At 39.7% G+C, this 11,309-nt stretch carries 6 protein-coding genes and 2 tRNA genes; 5 read left to right on the top strand and 3 right to left on the bottom strand.

Features of this window, described 5'->3' with window-relative positions; translation table 11 throughout:
• Positions 1-66 precede the first annotated feature (66 nt).
• Positions 67-2,673: a glycoside hydrolase family 2 protein gene (locus tag AC1DNH_RS11910; RefSeq protein ID WP_477625399.1), complete on the top strand. Its 2,607-nt coding sequence runs from the start codon at positions 67-69 to the stop codon at positions 2,671-2,673.
• Positions 2,674-3,063: 390 nt separating this feature from the next.
• Here the strand turns inward: AC1DNH_RS11910 and AC1DNH_RS11905 are convergent, their stop codons facing one another.
• The 3 genes from AC1DNH_RS11905 to AC1DNH_RS11895 all read right to left on the bottom strand — a co-directional run bounded on the left by AC1DNH_RS11905 (position 3,064) and on the right by AC1DNH_RS11895 (position 6,926).
• Complete coding sequence (locus AC1DNH_RS11905) at positions 3,064-3,390, bottom strand: 2Fe-2S iron-sulfur cluster-binding protein (protein ID WP_025141835.1); 327 nt, start codon at positions 3,388-3,390, stop codon at positions 3,064-3,066.
• Between the two features lie 42 nt (positions 3,391-3,432).
• On the bottom strand, positions 3,433-4,443 hold the full coding sequence (locus tag AC1DNH_RS11900) for an NAD(P)/FAD-dependent oxidoreductase (protein WP_029274634.1): 1,011 nt from the start codon (positions 4,441-4,443) through the stop codon (positions 3,433-3,435).
• A gap of 356 nt (positions 4,444-4,799) precedes the next feature.
• Positions 4,800-6,926 (bottom strand): prolyl oligopeptidase family serine peptidase, encoded by a 2,127-nt coding sequence (locus AC1DNH_RS11895; protein WP_477580662.1) that lies wholly within the window; start codon positions 6,924-6,926, stop codon positions 4,800-4,802.
• A gap of 879 nt (positions 6,927-7,805) precedes the next feature.
• Between AC1DNH_RS11895 and AC1DNH_RS11890 the strand changes: the two genes are divergently transcribed.
• From AC1DNH_RS11890 to AC1DNH_RS11875, 4 genes are all read left to right on the top strand, one after another.
• Positions 7,806-8,555, top strand: coding sequence for a UDP-2,3-diacylglucosamine diphosphatase (locus AC1DNH_RS11890; RefSeq protein WP_477580664.1), 750 nt, complete (start codon positions 7,806-7,808; stop codon positions 8,553-8,555).
• Positions 8,556-9,343: 788 nt separating this feature from the next.
• The gene (prfA, locus tag AC1DNH_RS11885) at positions 9,344-10,417 is read left to right on the top strand and encodes a peptide chain release factor 1 (protein ID WP_029274630.1); all 1,074 of its coding nucleotides are present in this window, start codon (positions 9,344-9,346) and stop codon (positions 10,415-10,417) included.
• Positions 10,418-10,520: 103 nt separating this feature from the next.
• Positions 10,521-10,594: transfer RNA gene (locus AC1DNH_RS11880), tRNA-Asp, on the top strand.
• A gap of 195 nt (positions 10,595-10,789) precedes the next feature.
• Positions 10,790-10,863: transfer RNA gene (locus AC1DNH_RS11875), tRNA-Asp, on the top strand.
• Positions 10,864-11,309 lie beyond the last annotated feature (446 nt).

The following is an 11,309-nucleotide window of genomic DNA, read 5'->3' as shown; positions in this document are numbered from 1 at the left end:
AATTCTCATTCAGTAAATAAAACATTCTCTCATTCAATAAATCACTCATTCAATAATTTAATAATAATGAAGAAAATATTCCTACTTCTCTTACTCTGTTCGGTTTTGACCGTAAATGCACAACAGCGCTATGAACTAAATTCGGGTTGGGTATGTACCAATATCAAAGATGCTAAATCTACTGGTTCAGAAATTTCGAAAACAGGCTTTTCGATTAACAGTTGGATGCCCGCAACTGTACCAGGAACAGTATTAACTACTTTGCTGAACAACAAAAAAGTACCCGATCCATTTTATGGAATGAACAATGAGAAAATTCCTGATGTGTATAAAACCGGTAACGATTATTACACCTATTGGTTTGTAAAAGATTTTGAAGAGCGCGCGGCGGGTAACGAACAGGTTTGGTTACAGTTTAGGGGTATAAATTACAAAGCCGAAATTTATTTAAACGGAAAAAAAGTTAATCCAAAAACCCAGGTTGGGATGCACCTTAGGGCGCAATATAACATTACCAAACTGTTATCTTCAAACGGGAAAAACAGGCTGGCCGTAATTGTTTATCCTCCGGATTTTCCAGGTAACCCGAACGGTGGCCAGGGTGGTGATGGCACTATTGCCAAAGGTTTAACCACACAATACACCGCCGGCTGGGATTGGATTCAGCCTACTCGTGATCGTAATACGGGTATTTGGGATAAAGTGACCATCGAGAAAACAAAAAGCATCAATATCCTGAATCCACAGGTAATTACCTTGGTCCCAGGCAAGCGCGTACCAGAAGGGAAACAAAATCCGGCTACCGTTAAAGTTTCAGTTGAAGTAGAAAACCCTACAGGTCAGACTATTTCGGGTACTTTGCAATATCAAATTGCCGGAAAATTGGTTAAACAGCCAACTACTATTGCAGCCAATAAGACTACTACGGTTAAACTTCCTGATTTACAGCTCGACAACCCTAAGTTATGGTGGCCAAGCGGATACGGGCCGCAGAACCTGTATGATGTGAAGATCGAATTTATAGCAGCCAATCAGGTTTTGGATCAAGAACAGCTTAAAGTGGGGGTTCGCCAAATAGATAATATCTGGAACGAGCACACCAAGAGTATGGGCGCTTTTGTAAACGGACAAAAGATTTTTATTAAGGGTGGTAACTGGATTATCTCTGATGCAATGCTCCGTTTTAGTGATGCCCGCTATGATGCTGAAGTGCGTTACCATAAAGATATGAACCTCAACCTGATCAGGATTTGGGGAGGAGCAATTTTAGAAAGACCTGAGTTTTACAACGCCTGTGATAAATATGGTTTGTTGGTTTTTCAGGATTTCTGGTTCAGTGGCGATTGTAACGGCCGATGGGTAGATCCAATGAAGAAGGAAGATCAATGGACGCGCAGAAATTATCCAGATGATCATAATTTAACCTTAAGAGCCATTGAAGATCAGATCAAAATGATCAGAAACCATGCTTCACTTGCTTTTTGGTGTGGTGGAAATGAGATTACACCACCGGAAGATATTTTGGAGCCTTTAAAGAACGATATTCTGCCGCGCTTAGATGGAACGAGAAAACTTTTTGATTTCTCCAATAGCGACGAAATGTCTTTTAATTCCATTGGAGGGAACGGTGATGGTCCATACGGCATACAGGATATTAAAAGTTTCTGGGGTACCAGAACATTTCCTTATAACTCGGAAGTAGGATCGGTAGGGGTAGGCGACTACGTTTCCCTGCTCCGTTTTATCCCAAAAGAAAACCTGATTGCGCCTCAATACAAAGCCAAGCCCGATTCGGTATGGGATTATCATAAATACATCTCTTACGAGCAATACCTTAATCCATACGGTAAGCCAAAAAGTGCAGAAGATTTTGCCATGAAAGCACAATTGGCCAACTACGATCAATACAGGGCATTAATGGAGGGTTTCTCGAACAAAATGTGGGACTGGTATACCGGTTCTATCATCTGGAAAACCCAAAACCCCTGGACAGCCATGCGTGGACAGATGTACGATTATTACCTTGATCCTAATGCCTGCTTATATGGCTTAAGGAAAGGAAGTGAGCCTTTGCATGTGATGATGAATCCTTTGGATAGCATGGTTACCATTGTAAACAATGGGTTTAGCACGAAAAACAACCTGATGATACAGGCGAAAGCTTATGATATGGACGGAAAGGATTATTTCTACTCTCAGGCTTTCAATTCGGTTGGCCCATCTTCGGTGAGAAGACTTTTTCCTATGAACGAGTTCTTAACTAAGCTGGATAAAAAAGAAGGTGTATTTGTTTCTTTAAGGATTTTAGACCAGAAGCAAAATATACTGAGTGAGAATATTTATTGGCTTCCTGGGAAGGATGGGGAATATTCGGGTTTAAAAAGCATCAAACAAGCGCCATTAAAAGTTGCAGCAGTTGATCAGAAAAACGGCAAGGTAGCAGTTACTTTAAGCAATGCAAATGGCAATCCAGTAGCATTTTTTAACCGAGTTGCTTTAATAAATGGCAATACTGGTGAACGCGTGCTTCCTGCTTTTTATGATGATAACTACGTAAGTATTTTGCCTGGCGAAAGTAAAACGGTAATTGTAGAATATACAGGAAAACAAAATAATTTAGCTGTAGAGGTATATGGCTGGAATGTAGAAAAGCAGAAGATAAATATTCAATAACCTCTTTTTAGACCTGGCAGGTTTTCAAAACCTGCCAGGTCTCTGATACAAGAGTCCGTTAGTCGGGATTTGTAATCCCATCTTTAGAAATTAAGGATTTTTAATCCTGAAGCGCAGGCTTATTTTTCATCGTTTTTGGAAATGTTGGGTTCTGTTGTCGTGGCGGATCGTAGCCCTGCTATCGCTGCAAGTCCTCGCTGCGCTTCGGGCTTTTCGCTTTATCAGGTTTAATAACAAAGGGGGCTCCAAATGGCGATGGATCCGCGTTAGGGATTGGGTAACGCCTAGATCAGTTTGTAATTTTCGGTTGGCCGTTTAAAATTCAGGTCTATAGAAAACAAAAAAAGGCGACACTTAGGTATCGCCTTTTCTCTTTAATATGTTTTTAACCTAGCTTACGCCGTGTAATTTTACTTTTAATCCATCCATATTGTTGTTTAACTGCAATTGGCAGGCTAAACGCGAATTTGGTAACAGATCAGGCAAAGTATCTAACATGGCATACTCATCGTCTGTCATTTCGTTAAGTTTTTCTTCGCCTTCTAACACATCAACGCAGCAGGTAGCACATAAAGCCATTCCGCCACAAGTAGCTAGAATATCGTACTCTGATGCTTTTAAAAACTCCATCAGGCTTAAACCCATGTCTGTTGGTGCAACGTGTTCAGTAACCGAGCCATCCGGCTCTTGCATGTATATATTAATATTGTTTTCCATTTTTTAGCTTACTTATATTGATTCACAAATATAGTAGAAAGCTTAAAATTCTGAAACTCCGTTTACAGTTGTATATTTCATGGTATATTTCACACCTGGGTTCATGTATGAATAAGCACTATGGCTCATTAATGCAGCCTCGTGGAAACCACAAAGAATCAATTTTAGTTTATTGGTGTAAGTGTTGATATCGCCAATAGCATAAATTCCAGGGATGTTTGTCGAATAATCATCAACATTAACCTCGATTGCACTTTTGTTGATATTTAAGTTCCAGTCTTCGATCGGACCTAATTTAGGGCTCAAACCAAACAAAGGAATTAAGTGATCGGCTTCTACCACCGTTTTTTCCATGGTACGGTTCTGCACAATTTCAACTTGTTCTAATTTGTCGGTTCCCTGTACCGCCTGAAGATTGCTATTTAAAATCAAATTGATTTTACCGCTTTCTGCCAATGCCATTACTTTAGCAACCGAATCTGGAGCACCACGGAAACTCTCACTTCTGTGCACCAAAGTTAATTCAGAACAAACTTCTGCTAAGTAAATGGTCCAGTCTAAAGCAGAGTCACCGCCACCGGCAATCACCATTTTCTGATCGCGATACTTCTCCGGGTCGAGGATCATATAGTTTACACCTTTACCATTCTCAAAGTTCTCTAAATTTTCTACAGCAGGTTTACGCGGCTCAAAGCAACCTAAACCACCTGCAATTACCACAACTTTAGCTTCGATAACAGTACCCATATTGGTCGTTAAAACGAAATCTGCTTCGCCACGCTTCTCTAAACCTTCAATACGCTCGCCTAAAGTAAACGTTGGATGGAAAGGTTTTGCCTGCTCCATTAAGTTATCGATAAGTTCCTGGGCCAACACAGAAGGATAACCTGGGATATCGTATATCGGTTTTTTAGGGTAAATTTCAGACAGCTGACCACCAACCTGAGGCAGGTAGTCAATTAAATGGCAACGCATTTTTAATAAACCGGCTTCAAAAATGGCGAATAAGCCAACCGGACCAGCGCCTATTACGGCTATATCAGTAGTGATCATTAAAAAAAATTTGACGCAAAGTTACAAAATAAAGTATTATCAATTCTGCTATTTAGAAATATTCTAGATAATTTTGTAATCCTGTTGTATTCAATATTTTATATGCTTTGCGTTAGGTTAAAACAAAAGTTAAGGGTTTTTAGCAGTTTAAAGCAAATTATAATTGGTCTATGGATTTAGTGGGAAATGGGATGGTGTTATATTAGAAGCATAATTTTTCGTGATGATTACTACAAGATATCGTCATTTCGAGCGGAGTGCAACGTCGTCGAGAAATCTATTATAGATCTCTCCATTTCGCTACGCTCCAGTCGAGATGACGACCTTCTATGGAGCTCAGAATGACAAAAAATGCGCTACCAACTCACTCCTAAATTCTGAAACACAAAGCTCCATACATCAGCCGCTTCTTCAATCACTTTCGTTGTTGGTTTACCTGCACCATGGCCTGCTTTGGTTTCAATTCTGATTAAAACCGGGTTTTCACCTTTATATTTATCCTGTAGGGTTGCTGCAAATTTAAATGAATGTGCAGGTACTACGCGGTCATCGTGATCTGCTGTTGTTATTAATGTTGCCGGATAATTAACACCGCTTTTTAGATTATGGAGCGGCGAATATTTAATCAGGTAATCGAAATCTTCCTTTTTATCGCTGCTTCCGTATTCAACTGCCCAGCCCCAGCCCACAGTAAATTTATGGTAGCGAAGCATGTCTAAAACACCAACAGCAGGTAAAGCTACTTTAAACAGATCAGGTCTTTGGGTCATACAGGCACCTACCAAGAGGCCCCCGTTCGAGCCACCAGATATAGCAATTTTAGATGGATTGGTGTACTTCTCTTTAATCAGGTATTCGGCTGCAGCGATAAAATCGTCAAAAACGTTCTGTTTTTTCGATAGCATACCGGCTTTGTGCCAGGCTTCGCCATACTCGCTTCCGCCACGTAAACTAGGCTGTACGTAAATGCCGCCACGCTCTAAAAATAGCATCCGAGATAGACTGAATCCAGGTGTTAAACTAACCTGAAAACCACCATAGGCATATAAATAAACCGGATTGTTACCGTCGAGCTTGGTCCCTTTCTTTGACACGATAAACATAGGTACCTTGGTGCCATCTTTCGATGGATAAAACACCTGTTTGGTTTCGTAGTTATCGGTATTAAATTGGAGTCCGGATTTTTTATATAATATAGATTCGCTCTTGTTGATGTCGTAACGGTAAATAGTACCGGGAGTAGTGAAATTAGAAAAGGTGTAAAAGAATTCTTTATCTTCTTTGTAGCCGCCAAAGCTTCCAACGGTTCCAATGGCTGGCAGTTTTACGTCGCCAATTTTCTTTCCGCTTAAATCAAACTGTATAATATTGGTGCTTGCATCTTTTAGATAGGATGCCCATAGAAATCCTCCTCCAGTTCCAATACCTTCTAGTGCCAGTTTAGATTCGGGGATAATTTTCTGCCAATTTTTAGGATCTGCATTTTTTGGATCGACCAAAACCACCTGTTTGTTTTCAGCACCCAGATCGGTATTTACCAATAGCTTATCGCCAATATTATCAATAACGCTGTGATTGTTTTCAAAACCCTTAACCAATAAGGCAATTTTACTGTTTGGTGCTTTCAGGTCTTGACAGTATAATGCATTGCCCGAAGTGCCTGCGCTGGCGTAAACCACCAGAAAGCGTTCGTCTTCGGTAACATTGGCACCGAAATATAGATTTGGATTGGTTTTATCTTCAAAAATTAATTGATCTTTTTGCTGCTGATCGCCCAATTTATGGAAATATACTTTTTGGTGTTTATTGGCGGCAGAAAGATCAGTTCCTTTAATAGGTTCATCAAATTTACTGTAATAAAAACCATCGCCTTTCCATGCTGCGCCAGAGAACTTCGTCCATTTCAGTTCATCAGCTAATTTAGTTTTGCTGGCTATTTCCATTACATAAATATTACTCCAGTCTGATCCTGCTTGTGCAACCGAATAGGCCAGGTGTTTTTTGTCGTGAGAGAAGCCCAAAATCGAAATGGCTGCCGTTCCGTCTTTTGTAAGTTTATTTGGATCGAGAAAAACTTCTTCCTTGCCATCTAACCCTTTTTTAATAAACCAGATGCTTTGGTTTTGAAGCCCGTCATTTTTGGCGAAGAAATAATATTCGCCAACCTTAAATGGCTCACTTTCTTTAGGGTAGTTCCATAATGCTGTTAAGCGCTTTTTAATGTCAGTACGGTAGGGGATCTGCTCGAGATAGTTTTGAGTAACCTTATTTTCGGCTACAACCCAGGCTTTTGTTTCAGCCGAGGTATCATTCTCTAGCCATCTGTAAGGATCTGCAATGGTTGTTCCGAAATAATTATCTTTTGTGCTGTCTTTTTTTGTTTCAGGGTATTTCATCAATGTTATTTTTTCTGCAGGTTTTTTGCCCTGGTTACAGGCAAACAGACTTAATGCAAATAAGCTTAATAGAATTTGTTTTTTCATCTTTAATAAGATTTGTTTACTAATATATGTCTTTTTTTCCTTTGGGTTGATTACACAGATTTAGGGATTACACCGATTTGTTAAGGCGATTTTAGTTTTAGTGCTCTTGCTTTAGTCTTTAAGCTTTAGTCTTTTACCTTCGGGATGATTACACAGATTTAGAGATTACACCGATTTGTTAAGGTGATTTTAGTTTTAGTGTTCTTGCTTTAGTCTTTGGTCTTTCTGCTTTTTTCCTTTCGGGGTGATTACACAGATTTTGAGATTGCACAGATTATAGTCTTTAAGCTTTTTGTTTTCGGGGTTTTCACCATTGAGAAATTAAGGACATTAAGGTTTTTTGCCACGGAAACACGGATTTACACGGAGTTTGGCTCGTTATGTTAGTCTTTGGTGTTTCTGCTTTAGTCTTTAAGCTTTTTGTTTTCGGGGTTTTCACCATTGAGAAATTAAGGACATTAAGGTTTTTTGCCACGGAAACACAGATTTACACGGAGTTTGGCTCGTTATGTTAGTCTTTGGTGTTTCTGCTTTATTCTTTAAGCTTTTTGTTTTCGGGGTTTTCACCATTGAGAAATTAAGGACATTAAGGTTTTTTGCCACGGAAACACGGATTTACACGGAGTTTGGCTCGTTATGTTAGTCTTTGGTCTTTCTGCTTTAGTCTTTAAGCTTTTTGTTTTAGTCTCTGGTCTTTAAGCTTTAGTCTTTATGTTTGGTCTTTCTGCCTTAGTCTTTAAGCTTTTTGTTTTAGTCTCTGGTCTTTAAGCTTTAGTCTTTATGTTTGGTCTTTCTGCCTTAGTCTTTAAGCTTTTTCCTTAAGGGATGATTACACAGATTATAGTCTTTCAGCTTTTTGCCTTACCTTTGAATTTGTACATGGTTAAGAATATTTACTTCGCTTCCGATTTTCATTTAGGCACGCCAAATTATGCCGAAAGCCGTGCCCGTGAAGCGCGTATTGTAAGCTGGTTGAATTTTATTGAACCGAATTGCAGCGAGCTGTTTTTAATGGGCGATATTTTCGATTTCTGGTTCGAGTATGCTAAAGTAATTCCGAAGGGATTTATCCGTTTACAGGGTAAGTTGGCGGCCATGGCCGATGCCGGGATAAAAATCTATTTTTTTAAAGGTAACCATGACATGTGGGTGCGCGATTATTTTACGCAGGAAATTGGCATGGAAATCATCAGCGATGAAATGATCATGGAGCGTAACGGTAAGAAATTTTACCTGCACCATGGCGATGGTTTAGGGCCAGGGGATAACAAATATAAATTTTTAAGAAAGATTTTTAGAAGCAAGTTTTGCCAATGGTTGTTTGCCCGTTTACATCCAAATCTGGGGATCTGGATTGCAAACGGATGGAGCCAGGGTAGTAGGGCTGCGCAAACCGAAAAAGAAGTTTTTTTAGGCGAGGATAAAGAATGGCTGGCCATTTATGCCAAAGAGCAATTGCATAAGGAGCATTTCGATTATTTTATTTTCGGACATAGGCACCTGCCGCTCGATATCGCTTTGGGTAATGGGAGCCGCTATGTTAATATTGGCGAATGGCTCAACTATAATTCTTATGGGGTTTTTGATGGTGTGGATTTAAAATTGGAGTATTACAAGCCAGATGCTTAATTTTTAAGTTCATTTTTTGGAAAGCAGTGTCTGTAGCTTTTTTTAATGTTCGTCGGGCTTTTCGTTATAGTCCCGAAAAATCGGGAGCTGTCACTTCAATCCCGTTTAGATACATCAGTTTCTGCTTCTATTTGAGGCTGCATGATGCCTAAAATGCACTGGTCTTTGTCCCTAAACCCGATAAAACGGAAAGCCCGCAGCGTAGCGAGGACTTGAAGTGATAGCGGGACTATCGGCTGCCATGGGCACAGAACTGTTTATTTCCAAAACCCTTTTTGATAATACGGTAAATTCCTTTCATACTTGCACGGTCGATGAAGAACTTTCTCGTTTGGAAAGCAGTGTCTGTAGCTTTTTTTAATGTTGGTCTGGCTTTTCGTTATAGTCCCGATGAAAAATCGGGAGCTGTCACTACAATCCCGTTTAGATACATCAGTTTCTGCTTCTATTTGAGGCTGCATTATGCCTGAAATGCACCGTTCTTTGTTCCTAAACCCGGTAAAACGGAAAGCCCACAGCGTAGCGAGGACTTGAAGTGATAGCGGGACTATCGACTGCCACGTGTACAGGACCGTTCGTTTTCAAAACCTTAACATCAACTTTTTTGCATTTTCGGATTACTGGCAACATTTTGATTTAGACATTAAGCCCAAACAGTTAACCAGTTCAAACCGTTAACCAATTAACCTCTAATCCTAAACAAACTAATTCAGCTTTTTTCCTTATTTTTGCATTTCCTGAATTTTTGGGCCTATACCAACCGTCAGGAAATTTCAACAAGAATAAATATGTTAGATAAATTAGAAGCTATAAAGCTGCGTTGGGAAGATGTGGAAGAATCGTTGAGCAATCCGGATGTAATTCAGGATATGAAACGTTTTGCGGCTTTAAATAAAGAATATAAAGACTTGGGCAAGATTGTAGACGAATATAAAATCTACAAAAATGTGATGAGTAATATTGATGCCAACAAAGAAATTTTAGCTACTGAGAAAGATGCTGAAATGCGTGAGATGGCAAAAGAAGAGCTTGATCTTTTGTTAAAACAACAGGAAGAAATGGAAAGTAATATCCGTTTGATGTTGATTCCTAAAGACCCTGAAGATGCTAAGAACGCGGTATTCGAGATCCGTGGTGGTACCGGTGGAGATGAGGCGGCTTTATTTGCTGGCGATTTATACCGCATGTATACCCGTTATTTCGAAACTAAGGGATGGAAAGTAGAAACCGTTGATGTAACTGAAGGTACAGCAGGTGGTTATAAAGAGGTGATCTTAAAAGTGAGTGGCGATGATGTTTATGGCCAGTTAAAATACGAAAGTGGCGTGCACCGTGTGCAACGTGTGCCAGATACCGAAACTCAAGGGCGTGTACATACTTCGGCGGCATCTGTAGCTGTTTTGCCAGAAGCTGAAGAAATTGATCTGTACATTAACCCAGCTGATATCGAACTGCAAACTTCGCGTTCAGGTGGTGCCGGCGGACAGAACGTAAATAAGGTAGAAACTAAGGTGCAATTAACGCACAAGCCTTCAGGTTTGGTGGTGGTGTGCCAACAAGAGCGTTCTCAATTGGGTAACCGTGTTATTGCGATGGAGATGTTGCGTAGCAAACTTTACGATATCGAACTACAAAAAAAGAATGGCGATATTGCCGCTAAACGTAAAACAATGGTATCAACCGGCGATCGTTCAGCAAAAATCAGAACTTACAATTACCCTCAGGGCCGTGTTACCGAGCACCGTATCGGATTAACGATGTACAACTTGCCAAGCATTATGGATGGTGATATTCAGGAGATTATTAGTGCACTTCAGTTTGCAGAAAATGCAGAAAAGATGCAGGAAGGCGCTGTAGGATAAGGAGTTGTATATTTTTGAAAAAAAAGTTTGCGAATTAAGATATAGTCTCTATATTTGCAACCTCGAAAGAGACAAGAGGTTCGAACTTTAAAGAAGAACAAAAGGAGTGGTAGTTCAGCTGGTTAGAATGCCTGCCTGTCACGCAGGAGGTCGCGGGTTCGAGTCCCGTCCATTCCGCAACAAAAGCCTTAACTTGAAAAAGTTGAGGCTTTTTTGCTTAATAATGGTTTTGATTAAAATATTTAGAATGAGGTTCAGTGTGTTACATAATTATTGATTAAAAAGTCGATTACTATAGTGATAAACTGAATATAGTGTCTATATTTGCACTCCCGTAAGGGGAAAGAGGTTCGAACTTTAAAGCGGACAAAAGGAGTGGTAGTTCAGCTGGTTAGAATGCCTGCCTGTCACGCAGGAGGTCGCGGGTTCGAGTCCCGTCCATTCCGCGAAAATAGTTTTAAATTCAACTAAAAGCCTGTAAATTAAATATTTACAGGCTTTTTCGTTTGCTGAAAACACCAAAGCATTCATTTTTTCAGTCCCAATATTATTCCTATGCTGTAATATCCGTTTCTTCTTTTAATGAGGTAACCAAAATAATTAGGTGAATAATTACTACGTAAATCAAGTAAACAGGGCCACAGCCATGTCTATTCAGCTCAAAAACCGTAAAACTGGTAAATAAAACAGTATTCTGTATAAGTGCATTGCAAGCTTTAGTAACGAACTTTGTGTACTGTTAGTGGATCAATACCAAAAGTTGTGGAGTAGTCATTTTTAAGCATACAATTGAGTTAGCCTGTATAGGAAAAACTTTACGCATTTCACGCCACGAAATTGGGATCTAAACGCTTTAATCTTTGCATTGAATGATTCGGCAGAAGCATTGGTC

The organism is Pedobacter sp. 01N310 (assembly GCF_056399805.1).
This window is presented reverse-complemented; position numbering and strand designations above follow the sequence as displayed.

Excerpts from the sequence above, each read along its gene's own strand:
- AC1DNH_RS11910 (WP_477625399.1), top strand. The coding sequence starts at position 67 with ATGAAGAAAATATTCCTACTTCTCTTACTCTGTTCGGTTTTGACCGTA.
- AC1DNH_RS11905 (WP_025141835.1), bottom strand. The coding sequence starts at position 3,390 with ATGGAAAACAATATTAATATATACATGCAAGAGCCGGATGGCTCGGTT.
- AC1DNH_RS11900 (WP_029274634.1), bottom strand. The coding sequence starts at position 4,443 with ATGATCACTACTGATATAGCCGTAATAGGCGCTGGTCCGGTTGGCTTA.
- AC1DNH_RS11895 (WP_477580662.1), bottom strand. The coding sequence starts at position 6,926 with ATGAAAAAACAAATTCTATTAAGCTTATTTGCATTAAGTCTGTTTGCC.
- AC1DNH_RS11890 (WP_477580664.1), top strand. The coding sequence starts at position 7,806 with ATGGTTAAGAATATTTACTTCGCTTCCGATTTTCATTTAGGCACGCCA.
- prfA (WP_029274630.1), top strand. The coding sequence starts at position 9,344 with ATGTTAGATAAATTAGAAGCTATAAAGCTGCGTTGGGAAGATGTGGAA.